At 45.1% G+C, this 26,594-nt stretch carries 22 protein-coding genes and 1 riboswitch; of the genes, 4 read left to right on the top strand and 18 right to left on the bottom strand.

The features are described from left to right. Window positions 1–9: 9 nt before the first annotated feature. From B5F53_RS08475 to prfB, 5 genes are all read right to left on the bottom strand, one after another. The gene (locus B5F53_RS08475; RefSeq protein ID WP_087222447.1) at window positions 10–1,218 is read right to left on the bottom strand and encodes an aspartate kinase; all 1,209 of its coding nucleotides are present in this window, start codon (window positions 1,216–1,218) and stop codon (window positions 10–12) included. A 75-nt stretch (window positions 1,219–1,293) separates the two neighbouring features. Further along, entirely contained in the window at window positions 1,294–2,499 is a 1,206-nt protein-coding gene (locus tag B5F53_RS08470; protein ID WP_087222326.1) for a cofactor-independent phosphoglycerate mutase, read from the bottom strand. A gap of 9 nt (window positions 2,500–2,508) precedes the next feature. Beyond that, entirely contained in the window at window positions 2,509–3,726 is a 1,218-nt protein-coding gene (locus tag B5F53_RS08465) for a homoserine dehydrogenase (RefSeq protein WP_087222324.1), read from the bottom strand. 25 nt (window positions 3,727–3,751) lie between these two features. Further along, window positions 3,752–4,195 (bottom strand): ACT domain-containing protein, encoded by a 444-nt coding sequence (locus B5F53_RS08460; protein ID WP_204246919.1) that lies wholly within the window; start codon window positions 4,193–4,195, stop codon window positions 3,752–3,754. A 78-nt stretch (window positions 4,196–4,273) separates the two neighbouring features. Beyond that, window positions 4,274–5,399, bottom strand: a protein-coding gene (prfB, locus tag B5F53_RS08455; RefSeq protein ID WP_140398231.1) for a peptide chain release factor 2 whose coding sequence is annotated in 2 segments (ribosomal slippage) — window positions 4,274–5,323 and window positions 5,325–5,399 — 1,125 coding nt in all. Because the reading frame shifts where the segments join, the coding sequence is not laid out codon by codon here. A gap of 149 nt (window positions 5,400–5,548) precedes the next feature. Here prfB and B5F53_RS20565 point away from each other — a divergent pair. Next, window positions 5,549–6,442, top strand: a complete 894-nt coding sequence (locus B5F53_RS20565; RefSeq protein WP_162610562.1) for a DnaJ domain-containing protein — start codon at window positions 5,549–5,551, stop codon at window positions 6,440–6,442. 89 nt (window positions 6,443–6,531) lie between these two features. On the opposite strand, the gene secA is transcribed toward B5F53_RS20565, so the two are convergent. Next, complete coding sequence (gene secA, locus B5F53_RS08445; protein WP_087222316.1) at window positions 6,532–9,099, bottom strand: preprotein translocase subunit SecA; 2,568 nt, start codon at window positions 9,097–9,099, stop codon at window positions 6,532–6,534. A 198-nt stretch (window positions 9,100–9,297) separates the two neighbouring features. Here secA and B5F53_RS08440 point away from each other — a divergent pair, with 198 nt between their 5' ends. Then, entirely contained in the window at window positions 9,298–10,005 is a 708-nt protein-coding gene (locus B5F53_RS08440) for a YoaK family protein (protein WP_087222314.1), read from the top strand. A 72-nt stretch (window positions 10,006–10,077) separates the two neighbouring features. On the opposite strand, the gene hpf is transcribed toward B5F53_RS08440, so the two are convergent. From hpf to B5F53_RS08405, 7 genes are all read right to left on the bottom strand, one after another. Beyond that, the gene (hpf, locus tag B5F53_RS08435) at window positions 10,078–10,605 is read right to left on the bottom strand and encodes a ribosome hibernation-promoting factor, HPF/YfiA family (protein WP_087222312.1); all 528 of its coding nucleotides are present in this window, start codon (window positions 10,603–10,605) and stop codon (window positions 10,078–10,080) included. Window positions 10,606–10,694: 89 nt separating this feature from the next. After that, window positions 10,695–11,471: a phosphoribosylformimino-5-aminoimidazole carboxamide ribotide isomerase gene (gene hisA / locus B5F53_RS08430; protein ID WP_087222310.1), complete on the bottom strand. Its 777-nt coding sequence runs from the start codon at window positions 11,469–11,471 to the stop codon at window positions 10,695–10,697. 124 nt (window positions 11,472–11,595) lie between these two features. Continuing rightward, window positions 11,596–12,018, bottom strand: coding sequence for a hypothetical protein (locus B5F53_RS08425; protein WP_204246918.1), 423 nt, complete (start codon window positions 12,016–12,018; stop codon window positions 11,596–11,598). A gap of 151 nt (window positions 12,019–12,169) precedes the next feature. Continuing rightward, the gene (gene dapB / locus B5F53_RS08420; protein WP_087222309.1) at window positions 12,170–12,925 is read right to left on the bottom strand and encodes a 4-hydroxy-tetrahydrodipicolinate reductase; all 756 of its coding nucleotides are present in this window, start codon (window positions 12,923–12,925) and stop codon (window positions 12,170–12,172) included. Window positions 12,926–12,967: 42 nt separating this feature from the next. Continuing rightward, a complete protein-coding gene (gene dapA, locus B5F53_RS08415; RefSeq protein WP_087222307.1) occupies window positions 12,968–13,858 on the bottom strand; it encodes a 4-hydroxy-tetrahydrodipicolinate synthase in 891 nt (296 codons plus the stop codon). Window positions 13,859–13,966: 108 nt separating this feature from the next. Beyond that, a riboswitch (Lysine riboswitch) is annotated at window positions 13,967–14,139 on the bottom strand. A gap of 40 nt (window positions 14,140–14,179) precedes the next feature. Continuing rightward, window positions 14,180–14,692 carry a cob(I)yrinic acid a,c-diamide adenosyltransferase gene (locus B5F53_RS08410; RefSeq protein WP_087222305.1) on the bottom strand — a complete coding sequence of 171 codons (513 nt, stop codon included), beginning with the start codon at window positions 14,690–14,692 and terminating at the stop codon, window positions 14,180–14,182. Window positions 14,693–14,796: 104 nt separating this feature from the next. Continuing rightward, entirely contained in the window at window positions 14,797–15,423 is a 627-nt protein-coding gene (locus B5F53_RS08405) for a single-stranded DNA-binding protein (RefSeq protein WP_087222303.1), read from the bottom strand. A 189-nt stretch (window positions 15,424–15,612) separates the two neighbouring features. On the opposite strand from B5F53_RS08405, the gene typA reads away from it, so the two are divergent. Together typA and adhE are read left to right on the top strand one after the other, a co-directional pair. After that, entirely contained in the window at window positions 15,613–17,442 is a 1,830-nt protein-coding gene (gene typA / locus B5F53_RS08400) for a translational GTPase TypA (protein WP_087222301.1), read from the top strand. A gap of 353 nt (window positions 17,443–17,795) precedes the next feature. After that, window positions 17,796–20,408, top strand: a complete 2,613-nt coding sequence (gene adhE / locus B5F53_RS08395; protein WP_087222299.1) for a bifunctional acetaldehyde-CoA/alcohol dehydrogenase — start codon at window positions 17,796–17,798, stop codon at window positions 20,406–20,408. Between the two features lie 90 nt (window positions 20,409–20,498). Here the strand turns inward: adhE and B5F53_RS08390 are convergent, their stop codons facing one another. The 5 genes from B5F53_RS08390 to B5F53_RS08370 all read right to left on the bottom strand — a co-directional run bounded on the left by B5F53_RS08390 (window position 20,499) and on the right by B5F53_RS08370 (window position 26,512). Next, window positions 20,499–21,944 carry a sodium:solute symporter family protein gene (locus B5F53_RS08390; RefSeq protein WP_087222297.1) on the bottom strand — a complete coding sequence of 482 codons (1,446 nt, stop codon included), beginning with the start codon at window positions 21,942–21,944 and terminating at the stop codon, window positions 20,499–20,501. Between the two features lie 14 nt (window positions 21,945–21,958). Further along, window positions 21,959–23,272, bottom strand: a complete 1,314-nt coding sequence (locus tag B5F53_RS08385) for an MFS transporter (protein WP_140398230.1) — start codon at window positions 23,270–23,272, stop codon at window positions 21,959–21,961. A 25-nt stretch (window positions 23,273–23,297) separates the two neighbouring features. Continuing rightward, window positions 23,298–24,710 carry a trimethylamine methyltransferase family protein gene (locus B5F53_RS08380; protein WP_087222293.1) on the bottom strand — a complete coding sequence of 471 codons (1,413 nt, stop codon included), beginning with the start codon at window positions 24,708–24,710 and terminating at the stop codon, window positions 23,298–23,300. A gap of 5 nt (window positions 24,711–24,715) precedes the next feature. Then, window positions 24,716–25,660 carry a sugar phosphate isomerase/epimerase family protein gene (locus tag B5F53_RS08375; RefSeq protein ID WP_087222291.1) on the bottom strand — a complete coding sequence of 315 codons (945 nt, stop codon included), beginning with the start codon at window positions 25,658–25,660 and terminating at the stop codon, window positions 24,716–24,718. A 189-nt stretch (window positions 25,661–25,849) separates the two neighbouring features. Then, a complete protein-coding gene (locus tag B5F53_RS08370; RefSeq protein ID WP_140398229.1) occupies window positions 25,850–26,512 on the bottom strand; it encodes a TetR/AcrR family transcriptional regulator in 663 nt (220 codons plus the stop codon). Window positions 26,513–26,594 lie beyond the last annotated feature (82 nt).

Raw genomic sequence — 26,594 nt, 5'->3', positions numbered from 1 at the left:
CATATGCCTTTATTCTCCCAGGCCGAAGGCATCATGCACGGCACGAAGGGCTCTCTCTGCATCATTGACGTCAATCAGTACGGTTACGCGAATCTCAGAAGTGGCAATCATGTTAATATTCACCCGTTCGTTATAAAGGCTTTCAAACATCTTGGCAGCTACGCCCGGATTGCTCATCATTCCTGCGCCCACAATAGAAACCTTGGCCACATTGGTCTCAGATAAAAGTTCCTGGTATCCGAGACGGGACTGATTCTCTTTTAAAACACGAACCGCTTCATCCAGTTCCGTGTGATCCACCGTAAAGGTTATATCTTTGGAACCGTGGCGTCCAATGGACTGGATAATCATATCCACATTAATATTCTTCGCAGCCAGGGTGTCAAATAAAGCAAAGGCAACTCCCGGCTCATCCTTTAATCCGATTACAGAAATTCTGTCTGCATCTTTATCCAGCGCTACTCCGCTGATTAACATTCTCTCCACTTTTACTTCCTCCTTCACAACGGTTCCTTCTGATTCATTTAAACTGGAGCGCACCACAAGGGGTACATTGTATTTCTTTGCCATTTCCACAGAACGGTTATGGAGCACGCCGGCTCCCAGGGTAGCCAGATCCAGCATCTCATCATAAGTAATTTCTTTCAGTTTTCTGGCATTGGGAACCAGGCGGGGATCCGCTGTATAGACTCCGTCCACATCTGTATAAATCTCACAGGCATCCGCCCTGAGCGCAGCAGCCAGGGCCACCGCCGTGGTATCGGATCCTCCTCTTCCCAGGGTAGTGTAATCATCGTATTTGTTGACTCCCTGGAAACCGGTAATAATTACAATTTTACGGTTTTCCAGTTCTGTCTGAATCCGCTCCGTATCAATTCTTTTCAGTCGTGCATTTCCATATGCGCTTGTGGTATGCATAGCCACCTGAAAAGCATTCAGGGATACAGCCGGAACTCCCAGCTTATTCATAGCCATGGCCATCAGGGCCACGGACATCTGCTCTCCGATGGTAAACAGCATATCCATCTCTCTCTTCGGCGGTTTCTCATGAATGTCCTTCGCCATACGAATGAGCTCATCCGTATATTTTCCCATAGCGGACAATACCACCACCACATCGTTTCCCTTTTTATATTCCTCAATGCAGCGTCTGGCCACATTGAAAATTCTTTCTTTATTGGCCACTGACGTGCCGCCAAATTTCTTTACTATCAGCATATTTTCCTCCCCCGGCAAAAAACAGCCTCTTTTCATTTTATGAAAATCGCGCTGTTTTTGCCTGGTATTTCTCTTTTATTTCTGTTGTAACAAATGATTCATCAAATCCCATCCGCAGACCGTTTCGCCGGAAGCCGCCCGCACTTCTCTCTCATTATAATTCCAGGTATGGTTCTGCGGATTTTTACTGTCGTATAAAAGGTAGGGAACCGGATCGGAAACATGGGTTCTTGCTGCAATGGGCGTGGGATGATCCGGCAGTATCATCATCCGGTAGTCTTCTCCCGACGCATCCAGTCCCGCTTTTACCCGGGCAATCACCCGGCTGTCCAGAAACTCAATGGACTTTATCTTTTTGTCAATATGTCCCTGATGCCCCATTTCGTCGGGAGCCTCCACATGAACATAGACGAAATCATAACCATCCTCAGTTAAAGCCTTAACTGCGGCGTCCGCCTTCCCTTCATAGTTGGTGTCAAACCCGCCGTTGGCTCCCTCCACGGTAATATTATCCATAGAAGCTCCCACAGCGATTCCTTTCAGCAGATCTACCGCTGAAATCATGGCGCCCTTCTTCTGATGTTCTTCAAAGAAAGAACTCAGAGCCGGTTTTGTCCCGGCTCCCCAGAACCAGAAGCTGTTGGCCGGGTGCAGCCCTTTTTTCTTTCTTTCCACATTAATGGGATGATCTTTTAATATCTCATAACTTTTTTTCTGCATGGCAAGAAAATCTTCATTATCCGGCAGATACTGTCCTATGGTCTGCCCCAGTACGTCATGGGGCGGCGTCAGGCGGGGCTTTTGTCCCTTTTCCCAGATCATGCAGTGACGGTAGCCCGTTCCCGGATAAAAGACGTATTCCGGATAATCCATCTGGCTTAAAACTGCTTCCAGCAATACTCTGGAATCCTCCGTACAGATCTCATCCGAACAGTGATCCAGAATCACCTGCTCCTCGTAGGGAGCGTCTTTTTCTGTCAGAGTCACAATATTGCAGCGGAAAACCATATCCTCCGGCTTCATATCAATGCCAATGCTTAAAGCCTCCAGCGGAGAACGTCCCGTATAATATTTTCTGGGATCATATCCCATCACCGACAGGTTTGCCGTATCGCTTCCCGGGCTCATTCCCTCCGGGATCGTCTGCGCCATCCCCACCTCGGATCGTTTTGCCAGTTCATCCATAACCGGCGTATGGGCATATTCCAGAGGCGTCTTCTGTCCCAGTTCTTCCAGGGGCCAGTCAGCCATTCCGTCACCCAGAATAACAATATATTTCATATCCTGCTCCTATTCTTTGATTCGGATCATGCCCAGAATCTTGTCTGTCTGTTCTGCCTTTTTGTGATATTCGCCCTCTTTCATCGTAGAGGTTACGAAACCGAATTCTCCTTCCAGACCCGGAACTTCCAACGGTTCAACTTTGCCGAAGAGTTCTTCTGCCTTTGCCAGATCGTCCGCCAGATTTCCCTTCATACGAACGAAGAATCTGCCCTCGGCATCGTTCACATCCATGATTTCCAGTTTCTTACTGGACCAGTTCATCATGATATTTCGGTTCAGATGTTTCGCCTCGTCTACCACATCGGCTACCACGGCGCTGGCGGTAGGAAGCTTTCCTGCGCCGCTTCCGTAAAACATAGCGTCTCCCAGTACGTTTCCGTGAACGAAAATGCCGTTAAACACATCGTTTACAGAGAACAGAGGGCTGTTTGGTCCCAGAAGGAAGGGAGCCGTCATTACGTAGAAATCATCGCCGACTTTTTTGCTGCTGGCCAGCAGTTTAATGGTTCTACCCATCGCTTTGGCATATTTCATGTCTTCTGCCGTAATTTTGGTAATTCCCTCCGTATAGACTTCTTCATAATTTACAAACTGTCCGAATGCCAGTGAGGAAAGGATGGCAATCTTTCTGCATGCATCGTATCCTTCAATGTCGTCGGTGGGATCCGCTTCCGCATATCCTTTTTCCTTGGCTTCTTTTAAAGCGTCTTCAAACTGGCATCCTTCCACATCCATACGGTACATCATATAATTGGTGGTACCGTTTAAAATTCCTGTGATCTCGTCGATTTCATCGGCAGTCAGAGAGGAATTCAGAGCGCGGATAATGGGGATTCCGCCGCCGCAGCTTGCTTCAAATAAGAAATTGATATTCTTATCCTTTGCAATCTGCAGCAGCTCAATACCATGTTTTGCCACCAGGGCTTTATTGGAAGTAACTACGGATTTCCCTGCATTCAGCGCACGTTTCACAAAGGTATAAGCCGGCTCAATACCGCCCATTACTTCTACCACGATTTTTACTTCCGGATCATTTACAATTTCTTCGTAATCATGTACCAGAATCTTCTGCACCGGATCTCCCGGAAAATCTCTTAAATCCAGCACATATTTAATATTAATATCCTCTCCCGCATTTTTATTGATGCTTTTATGGTTTGTCTCAATTACTTCTACCACACCGCTTCCCACAGTGCCGTAGCCCAGTACCGCAATCTGAATCATACGTCTCTCCTCATCTTTCTCCTGATTATTCTCTTCCTAAAATTTTCAGATAATGAATCCCCTCTTTTTGTTCAATCACTTCTACCATCGCCGCCGCGTCCCCGTCCCCGGGCAGAATATCCACGCTCAGAGTCAGCGTCGCGATTCCGTTAATGGGAATACTCTGATGAATCGTTAAGATATTCCCGCGAAAATGTGCAATCGTCTGTAAAACTGCTGATAAAATTCCAGGCTCATCTTCCATCTGAATAATAAATGTGATAGTTTTTCCTTTTGTTTCCTCATGGAATGGAAAAATATCATCTTTATACTTGTAAAAAGAACTTCTGCTGATCCCCACCTGCTCCGCCGCATCCTGAACGGTATCGGCTTTTCCGGTATCCAGAAGTTTCTTGGCTTCTACCACTTTTAAAAGCACTTCCGGAATCGCTTTTTCTTTTACAACATAGTAATTCTTCTTTTTCTCCATATTCTCCATTTACCAACCCTTTACTGTACGTTAGCAGGAAACATTTGTTTTCCATACAGAGATATTAGCATACAACCCTTAGCTCTGCAAGTTTTTTTTGGATAAGGTTATCCATTTTAAATAGCCGTTTATGAAAAGATCAATCTCTCCGTCCAGTACCGCATCCACATTTCCGGTTTCTTCTCCGGTACGGTGATCTTTGACCATGGTATACGGCTGCATGACATAAGAACGGATCTGGTTGCCCCAGCCAATCTCTGTCACTTCTCCCCGAATGCCGGAGAGTTTCTCTTCGTTCTCCTGCTGCTTCAGAAGATACAGCTTGGCCTTCAGCATCTGCATCGCCTTATCTTTATTCATATGCTGAGAACGTTCATTCTGGCACTGTACCACAATTCCTGTGGGGAAATGGGTAATACGGATGGCCGATGAGGTTTTATTAATGTGCTGGCCTCCGGCTCCGCTGGATCGATAGGTATCAATCCGGATGTCCTCGTCGTTAATCTCCACATCCAAATCTTCATCAATATCCGGCATAACGTCGCAGGATACAAAGGACGTCTGCCTCTTTCCGGCTGCATTAAACGGAGAAATACGCACCAGACGGTGAACTCCCTTCTCTGATTTCAGATAACCGTAGGCATTCTCCCCCCGGACTTCAAAGGTCACAGATTTAATTCCCGCCTCTTCTCCGTCCAGATAATCCAGGACTTCCAGGGCATAGCCATGCTGGTCGGCCCAGCGGGTATACATACGGTACAGCATGGAACACCAGTCGCAGGCTTCCGTTCCGCCTGCTCCCGCATTCAGTTTTACAATAGCATCATTTTTGTCATATTCTCCGGACAACAGCGTCTTAATACGAATACTCTCGAAACTCTTCTCAAACTGATCCAGCATCTCCTGGATTTCCGGAATCAGCTCCGGATCGTTTTCCTCGTATCCCATCTCAATCATCGTCTCCATATCTTCCATCTGAGACTGAAGATTCTGATAGGTTTCCATATCGTCCTTTAAATATTTCAGCTCTTTCATCATGTTCTGAGAACGTTCAGGATTATCCCAGAAATCCGGAGCCTCCATCTCTCTTTCTAATTCCTCGATTCGCTTTTCCTTGTTAGCCAGGTCAAAGTGAATCCCTCACTTCCACCAATGGTTCTGTATAAGAGCTTAAAATACTCTTAAACTGATCTAATTCAACCATAGCTTCACCTCTTTCTTCCTATAAAATTCTATCCTATACAATATCATAACCCACCCAAAAAAACAATCTCTCTTGCATGTTCCATGAAAATGAGTTACAATCAGTTTATAATATTAAACCTTTTTTGTCCACTTTCAGGAGGTCAGATTATGAAAACCTATTACGAAATTCTCGGTGTAAAATCCTCTGCCTCCCAGGCAGAGATTAAGGCAGCTTACCGGAAACTGGCAAAGCAATACCATCCGGACGCTATGCCTGATAACCCCAAAATCAAAGAACAATTCCAGGAAATCTCCGAAGCCTATGCGGTTCTTTCTGATCCGGATAAACGAAAGCAGTACGATTACTACGGACATGCCGCCTACCGTCAGAGCGCCTATGCCCGTGGGTATTCTGACTCTGCATCCCGGGACGGCCACTGCAAAGCCTGTGCCCGTCGCAAAGAGGACTCCGAAGAAACCATCCCTCCCAGAAGTATCCGCATTGCAGTGACTCTGGAACTGGAAGAAACTCTGAAAGAAGTAATAAAAACGGTTTCTTATACGGAAAAAGCCTCTTCCTCCTCCCCCGGTAAAGTCTGGGAGTTTCAGATAAAGCTTCCAAAGGGAACCTACGAACATCAATTCTTCTATCTGAAAGACATTCTGAAAAACGAAACCGATTTTTTTAGGAAACAGGAAGATTCCCTTTCCCCCAAAAACTATATCGTCGTTGTACTTCTGCGGGAAAAACCGGGATTTATCCGTCAGGGCTACCATCTGCACACAGACGTATCCGTGGACTATCCTACCCTGGTTCTCGGGGGAACCATTGAAGTTCCCACTCTGGAGGGCACGCTCTGTGTTTCCGTTTCTGCCGGAACTTCTCCGGAGAGAAAACTCCGGATTCTGAACCAGGGACTGATCCGTCCCAGGAAAATGGGCGGCCGGGGCGATTTATATGTAAAACTGCATATCCGAATTCCTGACAGCCTCAGTCCCGGACAATGGGAGGCCCTGGTACAATACCAGAAAGCGCTTTGCGAAGACGGGTGCTCCTCCTGACAGCCTGACCGATACTTTTCCCCAAAAAGAAAAGATGCCTTTACGCCCGGTCAAACGGGGGGGGGGTAAAAGCATCTTTTTATTATTTCTTATTTCTTTCTTCCGCAGCACTGTTTGTATTTTTTGCCGCTTCCGCAGGGGCAGGGATCGTTTGGATAAACCTTTTCCTCTTTTCTCTGAACCGGTTTTCTGGGACCGCTTTCGTCCTTATTGGTTCCGGTCACCTTCGCCACCTGTTCTCTTTCCAGTTTCTGCTGTACATGTACATGATACAGCATACGTACCGTATCTTCCTGGATATTTTCTGTCATGGCGTTGAACATTTCGTAGGCGCTCATCTTATATTCCACCACCGGGTTCTTCTGGCCGTATGCCTGAAGTCCCACACCCTGGCGCAGAAGTTCCATATCGTCAATGTGATCCATCCACTTATTATCAATCACCTTCAGTAAAACCACGCGCTCCAGCTCTCGAATCTGCTCGGCCTCGGGAAATTCTGCTTCTTTGGCTTCATACAGTTTCACCGCTTCTTCTTTCAGCTCGTGTTTAATTGTATTTTTCTTCTTCCCTTTTACTTTCTCCAAAGTCAGCGGCTTCAGAGGTATAATCGGCAGCAATACAGAATTCAGTTCATTTAAATCCCATTCTTCGGAATCTACGTCGTCGGAAAGACACATATCCACACGGCTGTCTACAATATCTGTAATCATGCTGAAAATAGCATCCCGCATATTGTCTCCGTCCAGAACTTTTCTTCTTTCCTTATAGATAATTTCCCTCTGCTCATTATTCACCTGGTCATAATCCAGCAGATTCTTACGAATACCGAAGTTATTGCTCTCAATCTTCATCTGGGCTTTCTCAATAGCGCTGGAGAGCATCTTATGTTCAATCTGCTCATTCTCTGCCACACCCAGAGATTTAAATACATTCATCAGACGCTCGGAACCGAACAGACGCATTAAATCGTCTTCCAGAGAGATGTAGAATTTAGATTCTCCCGGGTCTCCCTGACGTCCGGAACGTCCGCGGAGCTGATTGTCAATACGTCTGGATTCATGACGTTCTGTACCGATAATCTTCAGACCGCCCGCAGCTTTTGCCACGTCGTCCAGCTTAATGTCCGTACCACGGCCCGCCATGTTGGTAGCAATGGTAACCGCATCCGCCTCTCCCGCATGGGCGACAATTTCTGCCTCCTGCTCATGGAACTTGGCGTTCAGCACATTATGGGGAATTCCTTCCCGGCGCAGCATTTTGCTGATTAATTCTGAAATCTCAATGGTAATGGTACCTACCAGAACTGGCTGATGCTTTGCATGTGCCTCTTTTACCGCTTCCACTACCGCGCGGTATTTTTCCTTCTTGGTCATATAAACGGCGTCGTCCAGATCCTTACGCTGAACAGGCAGGTTCGTAGGAATTTCCACTACGTCCATTCCGTAAATATCGCGGAACTCTTTCTCTTCTGTCAGCGCAGTACCTGTCATACCGGATTTTTTCTTATATTTGTTAAAGAAGTTCTGGAAGGTAACTGTAGCCAGTGTCTTGCTCTCCCGTTTTACCTTCACATGTTCCTTGGCTTCAATGGCCTGATGAAGTCCGTCGGAATAACGGCGGCCGGGCATAATACGTCCCGTGAATTCATCGACAATTAATACTTCGTCGTCTTTTACCACATAATCCTGATCCCTGTGCATCAGGTTATGGGCGCGCAGAGCCAGGATAATGTTATGCTGGATTTCCAGATTCTCCGGATCCGCCAGATTTTCAATGTTAAAGAATTTCTCAACCTTTTTCACACCCTGTTCGGTCAGGTTTACAATCTTGTCCTTTTCATTTACGACGAAGTCCCCGGTCTCAATAATTTCCTCGCCCATGATAGCGGCCATCTTGGTCATTTCGCCGCTGGCCTCGCCCCGCTCTAACTGCTGAGCCAGAATATCGCAGACTTCATAGAGTTTTGTGGACTTTCCACTCTGTCCGGAAATAATAAGAGGCGTACGCGCTTCGTCGATCAGAACGGAGTCCACCTCGTCGATAATCGCATAATGGAGATCTCTTTGTACAAGCTGCTCTTTATAAATAACCATGTTGTCTCTCAGATAGTCGAAACCATCCTCGTTATTGGTTACATAGGTAATATCGCAGGCGTATGCCGCACGACGCTCTTCGCTTTTCATGCTGTTTAAGACACAGCCTACCGTAAGTCCCAGAAACTCGTGGACTTTCCCCATCCACTCCGCATCACGGTGAGCCAGGTAGTCGTTGACCGTAATAATATGAACTCCCTTTCCTTCCAGGGCGTTCAGATAAGCAGGCAGGGTAGAAACCAGGGTCTTACCTTCCCCGGTTCTCATCTCGGCAATACGTCCCTGATGGAGGATAATTCCACCGATAATCTGTACCCGGTACGGCTCCATTCCCAATACACGTTTCGCTGCTTCCCTTACCGTTGCAAAAGCCTCCGGTAATAAATCATCCAGTGTTTCCCCCTGTTCCAGACGCTTCTTAAACTCTCTGGTCTTCTCTTTCAGCTCTTCATCTGTCAGTTTCTGCATCTGAGGGCGCAGAGCTTCTACTTTATCAACTGTCCCTTTTATTCTCTTTAGCTCACGCTCACTGTGAGTTCCGAAAACTTTTGATATTACGTTCATTTATCAATACTCCTATTATTTCATTCTATTCCTTAAAACAGTACTGCTCTATTTTAGCACTTTCTAAGAATGAAAACAATGAATTTTTATTGAATATTCTATGGACAAATCCTCTCCTTTCATTTATTTTGTTGAATTTTAAGATTTTCTCCCTTTTCAAATGGTGCTATAATAGCAACCAGTGAGGAGGCGTTTTTATTGGAAAAAGAAAAAGTATTTGATGTTCCCATCCATTATCTGATGGCCGTATGCGGCGGTTTTCTGGGCGCTTATGCTCTGCTTAGCCGTATGGATATTTTCGGTTCCGCTCAGACGGCAAACTTAATTGAACTGGTATGCGATATTCTCGGCCGGGATTTGTCCCAGGCAGCCATACGTCTGGGCGCCCTGTTGATTTACGGCGGTTCCATGGTTCTCTCTGCTGTACTGGCTAAGAAAACCTCTTTGAATTTAAAATATCTGACCATTGTTCTGGATGCCTGTGTGGTGATCGCCATCGGCTTTTTTCCCGTTCACATGGATCCTCTGATTGCTTTATATCCGGTTTTCTTTGTTACCGCTTTTCAGTGGTGCGTATTTAAAGGAGCCAAAGGGTATGTCAGCTCCACTATTTTTTCCACCAATAATATGAAACAGACCGTTCTGTCTGTGACCGAATATCTGTTATGCGATGCCTCTGAAACAGAGCAGAAACAGCAGCACGCCCGAAAGGCGGCTTTTTTCGGCGGAACCATTCTCAGTTTCCACACCGGAGTAGCTCTGGAATACCTGGCATGGAAAACCTCCGGTATGCACAGCATCTGGTTTTGCATCCTTCCCTTATCTGCCAGCCTCGGACTCCTGTTACTGCAGGAAGAATCTCTGAAAAACCTTCTGGGCATCCGAAAGGCAGGGCAGCTTTCTTAATCTTTTAACACAACGTTTTTTTACATAAAACGACCGCTTCAGCATAAAACTGAAACGGTCGTTCTTCTTTTTTTAACATTCCGGCTCTATCAGGCCATAGGTATTTCCTTTTCTTTTATACACCACATTGACTTCTTCTGTCTCCGCATTTCTGAATACGAAGAAATTATGTCCCAGCAGTTCCATCTGTACACATGCATCTTCAGGATACATTGGTTTAATACCGAATTTTTTGGTACGAATAATCTTTACTTCTTCATCTTCCTCGTACTCTTTTTCTATAAATGCCTGCTGGAAACTGCCTGCCGCCTGTTCTTTATCAATGATTTTCTTTTTGTATCTGCGAAGCTGCCGTTCAATCACCTCTTCTACCAGATCAATTGATACATACATATCATTGCTGACTTGTTCCGATCGGATGATATTCCCCTTTACAGGAATCGTTACTTCAATCTTCTGTCTTTCTTTTTCTACACTTAAAGTTACATGAATGTCTGTGTCAGGAGTGAAATACCGTTCAAGCTTACCCAGCTTGTCCTCAACTGCTGTCCGAAGTCCATCAGTCACTGCAATGTTCTTTCCGCTAATTATAAAATTCATGTATCCATCCCCTTTACTGTTTGATGTAGTCATATTATACCACATTATCAGAATTATGAATACACTTTTATTAATTTTTCATAAATTTCTCATTTTTTCCCAAGGAGACAAAGCTCCTCAAAAGGAAGGGACCCGCCGAAAATGTCCAGGGCGCTGCCCACAGTCACATCGATTCTGCTTTCTCCCCATCTTTTCAGTTCCTGCAGATCTTCCATTGTACCCACACCTCCTGCATAGGTAACAGGTTTTTCCTGATAACGGGTCAGTATTTTTACCAGCTCTCTCTCTATGCCTCTTGCCTTACCTTCCACATCTACGGCATGAATCAGAAACTCTGCACAGCTTTCTCCCAGTTCCTTCATTACCTCCGGCGTCACCTCCACTGCAGTAAATTTCTGCCAGCGGTCGGTAACGATATAATATCTGCCGTCCTTCTTCCTGCAGCTTAAATCCAATACCAGATGTTCTTTCCCCACGGTCCGAACCAGACGTTCCAGGTTTTCATAAGAAATTCTTCCATCCTTAAATACATAGGAGGTCACAATCACATGACTGGCTCCTTCTTTTAAAAATTCCTCTGCGTTTTCCGGAGAAATCCCTCCTCCAAGCTGAAGTCCTCCCGGGTATTCCCTGAGAGCCTCCATAGCCTGCTCTTTCGTATCCTGATAAAATTCCGAACCGGACGGATTCAGCAGAATGATATGCCCTCCCGCCAATCCTTTTTTCCGGTACAGATTTGCATAAAACCCTGCGCTTTGACGGGATACAAAATTTTCCTCCGCCTGATTTCCCTCATCTTTCAGGCTTCCGCCTACAATCTGTTTTACTTTTCCATTATGTATATCAATACATGGCCGAAATTTCATAGCGCATCTCCTTATCTCTTTCTTCATACAAATTATATCTGCTTTTTCTGTCTGAGACAAGGAACTCTTTTCAACTATGTAGTGCCGCATAGCTTCCTTTATGCGGCGTGTCGTCCGACATTCTCTATTCCTGTACGTTATTTCTTTCTGTAGCCGTAGATTTCTCAGACGTATTGTTGCTATTTCCTGTCATTTCATCCGTAGCGTCTTCCACTGCGTCTCCTGCATCCTTCACAGCATCGCCCACTCCGTCGCCTACGTCTCTGACTCCTTCTCCCAGATCTTCTGCCACGCTGGAGCCATCGTTGTCGGCGCCGGAATTATCCCTTTCATTATCTGTGGTGCTGTCTGTTCTGTCATCTGCCTTATTATCCATATTATCGGTCGTATCCGTATTGGTATCTGTGCCGGTATTCGTGTCAGTATCCTTCTCCTCCACAACAGTGCCTGTATCTTCTTCTGAAGTATTACTGTCACCGCATCCTGTCATCATACATAAAGCCAGAACTAACGCAGCTCCCATAAGAACATTTCTTCTTTTCTTCATATCCCAGTCTCCTTTTCTTTAGAAATTTCTCGATGCTATTAATATATACAGTTTTCTCTTTTTTAAACATTTTTTTAATTACTGCGAAAATTTTTTCCGGCTTCTGACAAAGAAAAAAAGCCAGCAAACGCTGACTTTTTTAATAATTCTTTTATCCAATCACATCGCTCATATCATATTTTCCTGCAGGTTTTCCTTTCAGGAACTTAGCAGCCTCAATGGCTCCCTTACCAAACACAGCCTTTGAATAAGCCGTATGCTTAAATTCGATGACCTCATCCGGTCCTGCGAAGATTACTTCATGATCTCCTACAATGGTTCCGCCTCTAACTGCAGAAATTCCGATTTCCAGGTCTTCCCTCTGTCTGCGTTCCTGGCTTCTGTCAAAGACGTAATGATATTTGCCGTCCATAGCCTCATTCAGACTGTCTGCCAGAGCCAGCGCTGTTCCGCTGGGAGCGTCCAGTTTCAGACGGTGGTGTCTTTCCACAATTTCCATGTCAAATCCTGCTGTGGCAAGCACTTTTGCCGCATCCTGGATTAATTTTAACAGGGTATTAATCCCCAGAGACATATTCGCTGATTTCAGCACCGCCACCTTCTGGCTGGCTTCCTCCACTTTCTTTAACTGCTCCTCACTTAAGCCTGTGGTGCAGACAACCACCGGAATCTGTCTGTTTACACTGTAATCCAGCAGGGCATCCACTGCTTTTGCAGAAGAAAAGTCTACAATGACATCTGCCTCTTCCTGACAGTCTTCTGCCTTCGTATAAACAGGATATGAATTATTTCCGTTATCTGCTATATCAATTCCGGCTACAATCTGAGCGCCGGGGTCTTTTTCCACAAGCCCGCTGATAACCTGCCCCATATAGCCGTTACAACCGTGCATTATAATTTTTACCATCATTTCCTCCTTCTGACCGTTCAGATAAAGTCAGACTGTCCTCTAAGCCAGTTTGATTCCAAAGTCAATCATCGCCTTACGAAGCCGCTCCAGGTTGGCCGGTTCCATCTCTGTCAGAGGAAGGCGAAGAGGACCAACTTCCATTCCCATTAAATTCAGGGCTGCTTTCACCGGAATCGGATTCACTTCACAGAATAAGGCTTCAACCAGATCAATTGCTTTTAACTGAATCTCACAGCTTCCCTTTACATCTCCGGCCAGGAATTTTGCAACCATGTCATGGGTTTCACGTGGCGCTACATTGGATAATACGGAAATCACTCCGATTCCTCCCAGAGCCAGAATCGGAACAACCTGATCGTCATTTCCGGAGTAAAGTTCCAGATCACCGTCTGCCAGGGACATGGTTTTTGCAATCTGGGAAATATTTCCGGATGCTGCTTTCAGACCTACAATATTATCCACGTTCTTTACCAGATAAGCCACTGTTTCCGGCTGAATATTACATCCGGTACGGCTTGGTACGTTATACATAATAATCGGGGCGGATACTTCTTTTGCCACTGCGCTGTAATGAGTAATCAGGCCTTTCTGTGTCGCCTTATTATAATAAGGAGTTACCAGCAGAAGTCCGTCTGCACCATAGCTGTCCGCTTCTTTTGACATCTGGATTGCCGTCTCCGTAGAATTGGAACCAGTGCCGGCAATAACCGGGATGCGCTTCGCTACTCTGTCAATGGTAAATTTAATTGCTTTCAGATGCTCTCCGTGACTTAATGTGGAAGACTCGCCCGTAGTTCCGCAGATAATAACCGCATCTGTGCCGTTTTTAATCTGAAATTCCAAGATTTCATCTAATTTGTCATAATTTACTTCCCCTGTTGGCAGCATCGGGGTTACGATAGCTACACCTGCACCTTTAAAAATTGCCATTTGATTTCCTCCTTCATAAATAAGGCTTCCGCCCGTTTTTGAGTAAAAGAAAGAGGCGGACGATCTGTCAGCCTCCAAAGAATACGAACATCCCTGCTATTACTATATCCTTCAGATAGCGCACCATCGTTTTGATGACAGTCATACAGTTCTTCACTGTATGCCCAAGCAATAAAACCGCAGGAGTCTTATCCTTTCGGCGTTTTTTCCTTTCACCGGCCTTCTCCTATCCCTGCATATCCAGCCGTCTACTGATAAAAAACGCATCCTCTATCTTTCCCTATCAGTTATTAGTAAATATACCATTCTTCTGCAATGTTGTCAATCTGTCTCTTCCTGTTCTGCCTCATATTCTGTTTCAATCCGGGTAACTCTGTCCACACTTTCATTCAGTTCGTCATAAAAACGACGGCCCGTCAGAATAATATCCATATCTTCGTCCTTCATTTTTAAAAGTTCTTTTACTTCCTGAATATCTGTGATACAGTAATCCACCAGTCCTAAAATTTCATCCAGAACAAGGAAATCACATTCCTGGGTGGCAATCACTTTTCTTGAAAAGTTAAGACCATTTATAATATTTCTGTTTTCTTCCACTTTTTCATAGTCTTTCAGCTTTTCATAACAGGTATCGTATTTCTCGAAACGGAAGATTTTAATATCCAGGCCTTCCATTTCTTCCAGAAAATCCAGCGCCCGGCGCTCTTTACCTTTTAAAAACTGTATGATGATTACGCTTTTGCCCGCTGCAGAGGCTCTGATACTTTTTCCAATCGCCAAGGTAGTCTTGCCGACACCGCCGCCGCAGAGTACTTCTGTCATTCCTTTTCCCATAGACATATCCTCTTGTATTTCTCTTACCTTACTTCCTAATATACCAACATATGCCACCTGTAAATATGGTATATCTTACCTCAGTTTACAGGGAATTGCAAGCCCTATTCCGTATATTCCAGCTTACTCACAGAAACTTCATAAGCCGTCCTTTTCTCCGTCTCGTTTTCTCCAATCCGCTTCATATATTCGCGGCTTTGAATTCTTCCCCAAATCAGCACATGTCCGCCCACTTCAAAGGCCGATGCATACCGGGCGTTTCTCCCCCAGCATATGCAGGGTATGTAGTCTGATTTTCCATACGGACGGTTCACAGCCAGCAGCAAATCTGCAATTTCTCTTCCCAGAGGTGTCTTTCTGTAAACCGGAGGTTTACAAATGTACCCGTCAAGGAATATCTGGTTGACCGGGATAGAATCGTCTTCCTCTTCCACGAAGCTGACCTCTCTTGCAAAAACAGACAGCACCAGCCGGTTTCTCTTTTCCTCATGACGGTTATAAGAGCGGAACTGTCCATTCACCTGAATGTACTCTCCCTCATAATCCTGCGTCACGTCTATCAGCCGTTCGGAGACCATAAGCGGAATCCGGTCTTCGGAATCACTGAGTCTTTTCACAATTAAATCCAGTGTGTAGAATCCCTCTCCGAATACCTGATGACTGAATGTGAAGTCTGATGCAATCTTTCCCATAATAGATACCTGGTTGTTTTCAATAATCTTATCTGCCATAGTTAACGTTCCCCTTCCTCTTGATGGTATTTTGTCTATATCATATGTATTCGTGAAAGAATTTATTTAGAACTAAAATTCTAAAAAATTTTTTATTCTCCTTGTATTCTTTTCAAAATGTGGTAAACTTGTACAGGCGTTTAAAATTCCAATGAATGATATAATAATAAGAAAGGATTCTGATTTGTTATGAAAATCAAGAGGGAAGATATTCGTAATGTAGCCATCATTGCACATGTTGACCATGGAAAGACCACTTTAGTGGATCAGCTCCTGAAACAAAGCGGCGTTTTCCGGGAAAATCAGGAGGTTCAGGAACGTGTCATGGACTCCAATGATATTGAACGGGAACGCGGTATCACCATCTTATCAAAAAATACAGCCGTTTACTATAAAGATACAAAAATTAATATTATTGATACCCCCGGCCACGCAGATTTCGGCGGAGAAGTGGAACGTGTCCTGAAAATGGTCGATGGTGTCATCCTTCTGGTAGATGCCTTTGAAGGGGCAATGCCTCAGACGAAATTCGTATTAAAGAAAGCCCTGGAGCTTGACCTCCATGTGATTGTCTGCATTAATAAAATTGACCGTCCGGAGGCCCGTCCAAACGAAGTCATTGATGAGGTTCTGGAACTTCTGATGGATCTGGACGCCTCCGACGAACAGCTTGACTGTCCGTTCTTATACGCTTCTGCCAAAGCAGGCCACGCCGTTTTAGATTTGAAAGACACCCCGGAAGATATGGAGCCTCTTTTTGAGACCATCTTAAAATACATTCCCGCCCCGGAGGGAGATCCGGACGCCGATACTCAGGTTCTGATCAGCACCATTGATTACAATGAATACGTGGGAAGAATCGGTGTGGGAAAAATTGAGAACGGTTCTCTTTCTGTCAATCAGGAAGTCCTTCTGGTAAATCACCACGATCCGGAAAAACACCAGCGTGTAAAAATCAGCAAGCTTTATGAATTTGACGGATTAAATAAAGTAGAAGTAAAAACTGCTTCTGTCGGCTCCATTGTGGCAATCTCAGGAATCGCTGAAATCCATATCGGGGACACTCTGTGCTCCCCTGAAAATCCCCAGCCCATTCCCTTCCAGAAGATTTCCGAGCCTACCATCTCTATGAATTTCATGGTAAACGACAGCCCCCTTGCCGGACAGGAAGGCAAGTACGTAACCTCCCGTCATTTAAGAGAGCGTCTGTACCGGGAACTTAACACAGATGTCAGCCTTCGTGTGGAAGATACAGATACCACAGAATGCTTTAAAGTCTCCGGACGCGGGGAGCTTCATTTATCTGTTCTCATCGAAAATATGCGAAGAGAAGGCTACGAATTCGCTGTCAGCAAGGCAGAAGTTCTCTATAAAGAAAATGAACGGGGACAGAAACTGGAACCTGTGGAGCTGGCTTATGTGGATGTTCCGGAAGAGTTTTCCGGCACGGTCATCCAGAAATTAAGCGAAAGAAAGGGCGAACTTCAGGGAATGAGCACCGCCAGCGACGGATCCGTACGTCTGGAATTTTCCATTCCCGCAAGAGGACTGATTGGATTCCGGGGCGAATTCCTTACCAGCACCAAAGGAACCGGTATCTTAAATACCAGCTTTGAAGGCTATATTCCTTACAAAGGAGATCTCCAGTACCGGAAGCAGGGCTCCCTGATTGCTTTTGAGGCCGGTGAAACGGTTACTTACGGTCTGTTCTCCGCTCAGGATCGGGGAACCTTATTTGTGGGACCGGGAGAGAAAGTTTACAGCGGTATGGTCATCGGCCAGAACGGAAAAGCAGAAGATATCGAATTAAATGTTTGTAAAACCAAACACTTAACCAATACCCGTTCCTCTTCTGCCGATGAAGCATTAAAACTGACGCCCCCTAAAATTCTCAGCCTGGAACAGGCTCTGGAATTTATCGACCGGGACGAGCTGTTGGAAGTAACCCCCAAAAGCCTGCGTATCCGCAAGAAAATACTGGATCCGAGAGAACGAAAACGGGCCAATTTAAAAAAATAAACCTTACTGAGAGTCGTGTCATCCCACAGTAAAACGGGATGAAACACGGCTCTTTTTCTTTCTTATTTTACCTTAATTTTACTCGACAAATCCCCCAGAATACCTTATAATTAATTATACAATTATTTCATTTCAGAGAGACTTTTCTCTTCTTTTTGTTTTAAAGAGTTCCTTTCTGACATTTCTACCAATTCGTACCTCCAAATTTTGTTAAATTTTTATCAAAAAAATCATTGACAATTTTTTAACACATGATATAATGAAGGCAAATAGAACTTGTCAATAATTTAACAAACTTGAGGGGTAGTTCTTATTTTTCCACTATTAATTTTATTTCATGAAGGAGGTTTATCATGGCAACAAAGAAAGAAAACACGATTCCACAGGTGATTGACACTGCTGAGGCACTGGAAGCGAAAATGAAGGCAATGAAAGAGGCTCAGGCCATTTTCGCAACCTACACCCAAGAACAGGTTGATAAAATTTTCCTTGCTGCTGCTACGGCTGCTAACAAAGCCCGTATCCCTCTTGCAAAACTGGCAGTAGAAGAAACCGGCATGGGTGTGGTAGAAGATAAGGTAATCAAAAATCACTACGCTGCTGAGTACATTTACAACGCATATAAAAATACCAAAACCTGCGGCGTTCTGGAAGACGACCCTGTATATGGCATTAAGAAGATTGCAGAGCCTATCGGTCTGGTTGCTGCGGTTATTCCTACTACAAACCCCACTTCCACTGCAATTTTTAAGACATTAATCTGCTTAAAGACCAGAAATGCCATCATTATCAGCCCGCATCCCCGTGCGAAAAAATGTACCATCGAAGCTGCCAAGGTTGTTTTAGAGGCTGCTGTTGCCGCCGGCGCTCCGGAAGGTATTATCGGATGGATTGATGTTCCTTCTCTGGAACTTACAAACCAGGTTATGAAAGAAGCTGATATTATCCTTGCAACCGGCGGACCGGGAATGGTAAAAGCAGCATATTCATCCGGAAAACCAGCCGTTGGCGTAGGTGCCGGAAATACTCCGGTAATTATTGACGAGACAGCAGACATTAAAGTAGCGGTAAACTCCATTATTCACTCCAAAACTTTTGATAATGGTATGATTTGTGCATCGGAACAGTCCGTAACAGTTCTGGATAAAGTTTATAATGAAGTGAAAAAAGAATTCCAGTACAGAGGCTGCTATTTCTTAAAAGGGGATGAACTGGATAAAGTTCGTAAAACTATCCTCATCAACGGAGCTTTAAATGCCAAAATCGTGGGACAGCCTGCTGCAAAAATCGCAGAAATGGCAGGGGTAACGGTTCCTGCTGAAACCAAAATTCTGATCGGAGAAGTAGAATCTGTAGATATTTCCGAAGAATTCGCCCATGAGAAACTTTCTCCTGTACTGGCTATGTACAAGGCGAAAACCTTCGACGAAGCTCTGGAAAAAGCAGAACAGTTAGTTGCCGACGGCGGCTATGGCCATACTTCTTCTTTATACATTGATGTAAGAGAAAAAGAAAAAATGGCAAAACATGCGGCTGCTATGAAGACCTGCCGTATCCTGGTGAATACTCCTTCCTCTCACGGCGGTATCGGTGACTTATACAACTTCCGTTTAGAGCCGTCTCTGACTCTGGGCTGCGGTTCCTGGGGCGGAAACTCTGTATCTGAAAACGTTGGAGTAAAACATTTAATTAATATTAAGACCGTAGCTGAAAGGAGAGAAAATATGCTCTGGATGAGACTGCCGCAGAAGGTATACTTTAAGAAGGGCTGTATGCCTGTTGCCCTGGATGAACTGGGAACCATTATGCATAAGAAACGTGCTTTCATCGTAACAGACTCTTTCCTTTACAAAAACGGCTACACCAAACCAATTGAAGATAAACTGGATTCCATGGGAATTGTACATACCTGCTTCTATGATGTACAGCCGGATCCTACCCTGGCATCTGCAAAGGCCGGCGCCGCTGCTATGCGCGCATTTGAACCGGACTGCATTATTGCACTGGGCGGTGGTTCCGCTATGGACGCCGGTAAAGTTATGTGGGTACTTTACGAGCATCCGGAAGCTGATTTCTCTGATATGTCTATGGACTTTATGGACATCCGGAAACGTGTTTACACCTTCCCGCAGATGGGTGAGAAAGCTTACTTCGTAGCCATCCCGACCTCTTCCGGTACAGGATCTGAGGTAACTCCTTTCGCTATCATCACCGATCAGGATACCGGTGTAAAATGGCCGCTGGCTGATTACCAGTTAATGCCGAACATGGCAATCGTGGATACCGACAACATGATGAGCCAGCCAAAAGGTCTTACCTGCGCTTCCGGTATCGACGTTATGACTCACGCTATTGAATCCTATGTATCTATCATGGCTTCTGATTATACAAGAGGACTGTCTCTGCAGGCTATCAAGCTGGTATTCGATTACCTGCCGCGTGCTTACAAAGACGGCACCGATGTAGAAGCCAGAGATCATATGGCAAACGCTTCCTGCCTGGCCGGTATGGCATTTGCCAACGCGTTCCTGGGAGTAAACCACTCACTTGCCCATAAATTAGGCGCGTTCCATCACCTGCCTCATGGTCTGGCAAACGCAGTGGTTCTGACAAATGTAATCCGCTACAATGCTGCTGAAGTTCCGGTGAAGATGGGAACTTTCCCACAGTACGAATATCCGAACACTATGGCACGTTATGCAGAAATCGGCCGTTATGTTGGATTAACCGGAAAAGACGATGCAGAAGTTCTGGAAAAATTCATTGCGAAACTGGAAGATTTGAAGAAGGAAATCGAGATCAAAGACTCCATTCAGGCTTACGGTGTGGATGAGAAATACTTCCTGGAAACTCTGGATGAAATGTCTGAACAGGCATTTAACGACCAGTGTACAGGCGCAAACCCGAGATATCCACTGATCGCCGAACTGAAAGACATCTATTTAAGATCTTACTACGGAAAATAAGAATTAAGAAACTTCACTTAACTTCCAAATAGAAAAGCCGCATATTCCCGGTCGGTTAAACGACCGGAGAATATGCGGCTTTTCCGTTTATCAGAAATCCTGATTCTGTTTCCAGGTCTGATCCTTACAGAAGCAATTTGATACCAGCATTCCTATGGAAGTTACTGCTATAGCAGGAATCACTCCTCCTCCGAAAATACCTTTTAATGCCGGAACCAATTCAAAGGCCATTGCCGCAAGAATTCCGGCTGACATGCCGATTTTAGCGGCAGTTACGCTCATCCTGGAACGGTATTCTTCAGACTTTCTGTCTCTTGCCAGAAATCCAATTACAAACGCCGGTATTAAAACACCTCCGCAGATGGTATATCCGTAGGTTCCCAGTGCATAAATAAAAGAGCCAAACAGTCCGGAAAGGATTGCCACAATTCCCGCCAGAAGAGTTGCAATTTTCGCATAACGAACACTGACAGACGCTTCCAGCCTGTTTTCCGGATCCAGTATATCCGATACCACGTTGGCCGCAGCACAATTTAAATGGGTATCGGCGCAGGACATACAGGCCGCCAGCACACTTTCTGCCAGAATAATGCTGCACAGAGGCGGCATTTTATTCTGTATCAGCCATACCAGAGCCTGATCTCCCTGATTACTGAACATAAGAGAAACAATCCCCAGCAAAATCATAAGGAATACCAGAATAATATTCAAAAAGAACGTAAGTCCGTAGGCTTTCTTTGCAGTATTTACATCTTTTGCAGCAAATGCCCGGTTCCAGAATATGGGATTCGAAACTGCCCCTACTAATCCCGTTAAGAAGCTGGAAATAATCACAATAGGTTTGTCCACAAATAAATTCCATTTATCCGGATCCACCTGAATAATCTGTTCCCTTAAATAGCCGAAATCAGAATGAAACAGTCTGAGGCCGAAAACGATTACGAAAATGGCAAAAAACATCTGAATCGTTCCGTGCAGTGCGTCAGCATAAATAACCGCTTTCAGTCCTCCGCTTACTGTGTAAAATACAAAAATAATTCCACATACAATAACCGCAATCCGATAGTCAATTCCAAAGACCAGTTCCAGTACGTAAGCCACCCCCATAATCTGCGCTCCCGGCCAGACTACATTTGGCATTAAGGCTGCAACTCCGCCCACTCTCCGGATCTGAGGATCGCCGCCGAATAAATAATCTGCAATAAAATGGGGCATAGAAAAATACTTAAATCCGGACAGATAAGGAGCCAGAAGATAGCCCATGAGAATTCCTCCCAGAAATCCCTCTCCCAGCCAGAGCCAGTAGGCGCTGATTCCCTGCATAGCCCCTCTTCCGGCCTGACCGATGAAATTTCCTGCGCCGCTGAAACTGGCCCAGGCGGTCAGAAATAAAAGTACGGTTCCCGTCTTTTTCCCGCCGATAAAATATTCCTCCGCACTGTCGGACTTTCCTCTGGTTTTCAGGCCAATCCCAAAGCAAAAAATAAGATCCGCAATTACTAATATGGCTGCAATCAGCTTATAACTCTGGGTCATTTTCACACCCCCGTTTACTGCTCTTTCTGTTCCTGGTTTCTCTGCAGTTTTCTGGAATACCGGTAAGTAATCACAGCCGTTACAATTCCCAGAATTCCGCACCCAATCGCCCAGAACCAAATCGCATCGTATCCTTTGTTTCCATAAGCATCCAGCCAGGTTCCCGCCAGCTTGGCAAAATAAACATCAGGCAGATAACAGAGCATGGAAATGATTCCGGTGGCAATCCCTGTCATAGAAAGGGGAATCCCTACTTCATTAAGCGTCGCGAAATAAATCCCCCGCATTCCCGAGTATACAATGGCAAATGCAAATGAAATAACAAGGCACAGGATAAAGGCGCTCTTTGTAAATATGAGAGCCGCACAGAGAACAGAGGCAACAGCCAGATAAATCCCCAGTGTTTTCGCCTTGGATCCGATTTTATCAGAAATAAAACCAATGGCAAAAGTCATTGCCGCTGCAATAATGTAATTCCTGATAATAGCAAAGGTACTTGCCGTTGTCTCAGAAATGCCCAGCACATTTACTGTATACGCTCCCAGATAACCGTTTCCCGCCGAAGTAAAAGAAAAACAACAGAAAACCAAAGCGGAAATCATCCAGGTTCCCGGAAGTTTCAGTACACGGATGACATTTCCCAGACTGAATGCTTCCTGGGGTTCATCTCCCCTCTCTTCAGCTCCCGTAACCCTGGCGGGGATAAAGAGAAGCACCAGAAGAGCAAACAGAAAGAACAGCCCGCCGCTTATGAACATCAGATTTCTCCACTGAACTCCCAGAGCCGCCGGTTCGAGCTCTCCGGAAGGGAGTACCGCCTTCCCGAGAAAAGCCACTCCCGCAAAGCCAATCAACATTCCGAAAATTCCACGGACAAACTCTGACGTGGAGAACATCCGTCCCTGTTCCCTGGCGTTCCCCATTTTTCTGGTTAATTTCAGGTATGCAGACCAGATTAAGAAACTGGTTCCCACACCATACAGAAGATGTATAATAATAACCGCTGTCTTTCCCGGCACGATTCCAAACCAGAAGGAACAGACACCCATCAGAATTCCGCCGGCAATTAAAAGCCACTTTTCTGAAAAGCGGTCGGCAAAAATTCCGCCAAAAGGATAACCCAGCATGGAAACAATCCCAAATGCCATACCAAAGTCACCAATAAAACCATTTACGGAATCCGCCGGGACCACCTGCTTATATTGGGTAAATAATACGCACATCTGGTCGTAATAGCTGTACCGCAGAAATGGCACATAGACCATAATCCCGGCCATCAATGCACACAGCGCCACAACAAACCAGCGTTTCGCACCTGTTATTCTCATATTTTCCCCCTTTTCCTGCTTCCGTTTACATAGCAGCAATCTTTTCCATCTCCTCAGGCTGAATACCTGCTTTTTCCATTACTCCTTTTAAAACTTCCAGATCCGCTTCCTGCAGTTTCGGACATTCCCTCTCATAAACGTTCAGAAGTCTCTGGATTTCCTTTTCAATCTCTTCCCGGAAGTATGCAGGATCTGTGGCGTTTCTTGCTCCGATATGGGGATCATACAAATCCTTAAAATTATCCAGGGTATAATCTGCCGTCACAAAACTGCCGTCATGGCCGATTTCTTTTATCTCTTCCAGATTTAACGTTTCCTCATTGACTTCAATAGGCGCAAAGGATGCTTTCACCTGACGAATAATCTCAAAGTCTATAATCATCTTTTCAAAAGACGTGGCATTTACGCTGTCCATAACTCCTCCGGCCTCCATTATCAGGTTAATCCCGTGGCGGTAAGCTGAGGAAAAGGTAAGCATGGATTCGTAGCCTGCCTGACAGTTAATGACCGGAGCGTCTGTCTGACAGCCGCCCCCTCTGGAAGGCATTCCATAGAATTTTCCCATCCGGGCTGCAAAGCCCTGCATTTTCGTACCTTCCGGCGCCGCGCAGGCAAAGGTAATGCCGCCACGCATGTCTGCTGCCGTGGACTGGATTCCGAATACGACCGGAGTTCCGGGACGTATCATCTGAGCCAGAGCAATCCCTGCCAGATCCTCTGCTGTTCCGCTTGCAAGGCTTCCTGCCATGGACAGAGAACCTGTTGCTCCAAGCATAGTGGCCGGACACAGAATCACCGGCTGTCCATATTGGGCAAGCAGCATCAGACAATCCAGCATCCGTTCATCCAGAGTCAGCGGGGATACGGTATTTATCAGAGCTATCATCCGCGGTTTTTCCAGCAGCGCCTCTTTTCCTCCGAAGATTCCTTCCGCTGCTTCCATCATCAGCTCCATCTCTTTCTTAAATCCTGTGGGAAGCATAATGGCTTTATCCGAATGTAAAAGCGTAGCGCAGAACATCCGAAATGCTGCCGTTTCCTCCGGCACATCTCCTGGGTGGACCAGGATCCCTCCATTAATCGAATAATTTTCTTCTGCCTGAATCAGTTTTAAGCACTTTATGTAATCTTCCATCGTTCCCGGACGCCGGTTTCCTTCCCAGTCATCCAGAAAAGCACATCCATACGTAGGCGCCGGATTGATATGATTATCTCCCATAACTACATTGTATCTGGGATTTCTGGCATAAATGGTAAAGGATTCCGGAGCCATCTTTACCCAGTGCATCACCTGTTCTTCTGTGAAGTACGCAGTGTTTCCTTCCACACGAATCCCGTTTTCCTTCAGAATCTCCACTGCCTTTGTATTCAGAATCTTAATTCCCACATCCTGCAGGATCTCCATTGCCGCATTATGAATCATTTGCTCTTTTGTCATTTTTCCTACCCCCTGTTTCTTACACCCAGTTTTAACACGTTCCGAAGATACTGTACGCTTTCTTCACAGGCCTGAAGTTCTCTCGCCCTTGCATTTTCAATAGGTTCATCCAGACTTTCAAAAGCGATTTCATTTTCAAAAATAATTTTATCCATAGAAGATTTTTCCCGTATCTGGGAAATCATTTTCGGGCAGTCCATAGAGCCCTGTCCATGGGCTGCGCCCACATCATGTACGCCCAGTGGATCCACCACGATTTTATCGTCGCTGAAGTGACAGCAATACGCCTTCGGCAGCATTTTTTCCATCGCTTCATACGGATTTTCCATTACCTGCAGAGGATTCATGGTATCCACACAGGTTCCAATCAGCGGATGGTTCAGCTTTTCCACCATCCATAAGATCTCATCTGCAAAGGTATCTGTATGATTTTCAATGGCGATCTGCATTCCGTATTCCTCTATTAACGGAATGGCATCCCGGAATTCTTCATACCGCTGCGCCATCTGTCCCATAATCTCCGGATGCATACAGGAACCGTATAAATTTTTCGGACGTTTAATATCCAGACTGAATTTAACCAGTTCCGCATCCAGCCAATGCCCAATCTGAAGCGCTTCCCTGACTGTACAGTTTACCCTGGAATCACTGCCTGCCTGAAAAGAGGAGTTGAATTCCAGAAACAGTCCCAGTTCTTTCGCCTTTGCAGCAACTTTTCTCAGGTTTTCTTCTGAGAATGGCTCAGCAGCGCCAGCAGCCAGCAAATCCACCTTGGTAATCTGAAGTCCGTCCAATTCCCACTGCGCTGCTTTTTCCATCAATTCATCCAGAGACATAACCTGGTCAAAATAGTAATCCTTCCCAAAACCCCAGCTTTCCCCAAACCCGAAGAAATGCAGTGTATAGGTATGCATTCCCAGTCTGAGAGGTCTGTTCTTCTTCCCCGTCATCCTTTATCTCCTTTTATCCCACAATACTTTCCTAAGTTTCCGGTTTCCAAAAGTGAACATGTTTACATTTTTATTTATTATAACGTTATCTTCTCATTTAGTCAAGTGAACACGTTCACTTTTTTTAAAAAAAAGAAAAAGCCGCTGTATTTTACAGCAGCTTTCCACAACAGCCCGGAGGCAGTCTCTCTATGAATTTAAAATTCTCTCCATATTTTTTCTGAGAAGTTTATTACAGAACTTCTCTTTTTCCTGTTTCTTTTCATCGGGCAGATCCATGGCGTCCCTTAGCATTCCGCGTGCAATAAGGGGGTTTGTATAACTGAAATACAACGCATCTTCACTGCTGATCAGGCCCATATTTTCCATACGGCGCAGCATCATAAAATCCCGCTCCTGCATATCTTCGTTAAACAACAGAATATAATAGTGGGCCGTATATTTCTCCGAGCCCTTAAATGGAAACAGCTCGAAATATTCCTGAAAGGCGGTGCCGAAAATGCTGTTGTCTTTTCCCCAGAATAACCGGTAATAAATATCCGGGCGGGCAAAGGCATAGTGGTTAAACAGTTCCCACCCTTCTATGTATATTTCCCTGAAATCTTTGTCGCTGTCCAGTAAATTGGCATATTGTTTCATATATTCATCCAGAAACCGGACAGAAGCCACGGTTATTAAATATTCCAGACTATCAAAATGACGGTAAAGAGCTGCTGCCGAACATCCGTTTTCTTTTGCAAGGCTTCTTACTGTCAATTCAGAAGTTTCGTGATTGCAGAGTTTATTATACGTCAGTATGATAAATTTTCGTTTTGTTTCAATTCCTTTACTGTAAACCGGCATATTATCCATCGTCACTTTCTGTTGATTTTTAACGCAAAAAGAGGCTGGTGAAATCAGCCTTTTTCTTTCATCACCCTCTTCTTGCAAGAAT

It is taken from the genome of Blautia sp. An249 (assembly GCF_002159835.1).
Lineage (GTDB): Bacteria > Bacillota > Clostridia > Lachnospirales > Lachnospiraceae > Blautia_A > Blautia_A avistercoris.
The sequence above is the reverse complement of the archived record's forward strand: the minus strand, read 5'-3'. Positions and strand labels throughout refer to the sequence as shown.

What these genes read in the sequence shown, in the direction of transcription:
- B5F53_RS08475 (WP_087222447.1), bottom strand. Translation starts at nt 1,218, where the DNA reads ATGCTGATAGTAAAGAAATTTGGCGGCACGTCAGTGGCCAATAAAGAA.
- B5F53_RS08470 (WP_087222326.1), bottom strand. Translation starts at nt 2,499, where the DNA reads ATGAAATATATTGTTATTCTGGGTGACGGAATGGCTGACTGGCCCCTG.
- B5F53_RS08465 (WP_087222324.1), bottom strand. Translation starts at nt 3,726, where the DNA reads ATGATTCAGATTGCGGTACTGGGCTACGGCACTGTGGGAAGCGGTGTG.
- B5F53_RS08460 (WP_204246919.1), bottom strand. Translation starts at nt 4,195, where the DNA reads ATGGAGAAAAAGAAGAATTACTATGTTGTAAAAGAAAAAGCGATTCCG.
- B5F53_RS20565 (WP_162610562.1), top strand. Translation starts at nt 5,549, where the DNA reads ATGAAAACCTATTACGAAATTCTCGGTGTAAAATCCTCTGCCTCCCAG.
- secA (WP_087222316.1), bottom strand. Translation starts at nt 9,099, where the DNA reads ATGAACGTAATATCAAAAGTTTTCGGAACTCACAGTGAGCGTGAGCTA.
- hpf (WP_087222312.1), bottom strand. Translation starts at nt 10,605, where the DNA reads ATGAATTTTATAATTAGCGGAAAGAACATTGCAGTGACTGATGGACTT.
- hisA (WP_087222310.1), bottom strand. Translation starts at nt 11,471, where the DNA reads ATGAAATTTCGGCCATGTATTGATATACATAATGGAAAAGTAAAACAG.
- B5F53_RS08425 (WP_204246918.1), bottom strand. Translation starts at nt 12,018, where the DNA reads ATGAAGAAAAGAAGAAATGTTCTTATGGGAGCTGCGTTAGTTCTGGCT.
- dapB (WP_087222309.1), bottom strand. Translation starts at nt 12,925, where the DNA reads ATGGTAAAAATTATAATGCACGGTTGTAACGGCTATATGGGGCAGGTT.
- dapA (WP_087222307.1), bottom strand. Translation starts at nt 13,858, where the DNA reads ATGGCAATTTTTAAAGGTGCAGGTGTAGCTATCGTAACCCCGATGCTG.
- B5F53_RS08410 (WP_087222305.1), bottom strand. Translation starts at nt 14,692, where the DNA reads ATGGGAAAAGGAATGACAGAAGTACTCTGCGGCGGCGGTGTCGGCAAG.
- B5F53_RS08405 (WP_087222303.1), bottom strand. Translation starts at nt 15,423, where the DNA reads ATGGCAGATAAGATTATTGAAAACAACCAGGTATCTATTATGGGAAAG.
- typA (WP_087222301.1), top strand. Translation starts at nt 15,613, where the DNA reads ATGAAAATCAAGAGGGAAGATATTCGTAATGTAGCCATCATTGCACAT.
- adhE (WP_087222299.1), top strand. Translation starts at nt 17,796, where the DNA reads ATGGCAACAAAGAAAGAAAACACGATTCCACAGGTGATTGACACTGCT.
- B5F53_RS08390 (WP_087222297.1), bottom strand. Translation starts at nt 21,944, where the DNA reads ATGACCCAGAGTTATAAGCTGATTGCAGCCATATTAGTAATTGCGGAT.
- B5F53_RS08385 (WP_140398230.1), bottom strand. Translation starts at nt 23,272, where the DNA reads ATGAGAATAACAGGTGCGAAACGCTGGTTTGTTGTGGCGCTGTGTGCA.
- B5F53_RS08380 (WP_087222293.1), bottom strand. Translation starts at nt 24,710, where the DNA reads ATGACAAAAGAGCAAATGATTCATAATGCGGCAATGGAGATCCTGCAG.
- B5F53_RS08375 (WP_087222291.1), bottom strand. Translation starts at nt 25,660, where the DNA reads ATGACGGGGAAGAAGAACAGACCTCTCAGACTGGGAATGCATACCTAT.
- B5F53_RS08370 (WP_140398229.1), bottom strand. Translation starts at nt 26,512, where the DNA reads ATGGATAATATGCCGGTTTACAGTAAAGGAATTGAAACAAAACGAAAA.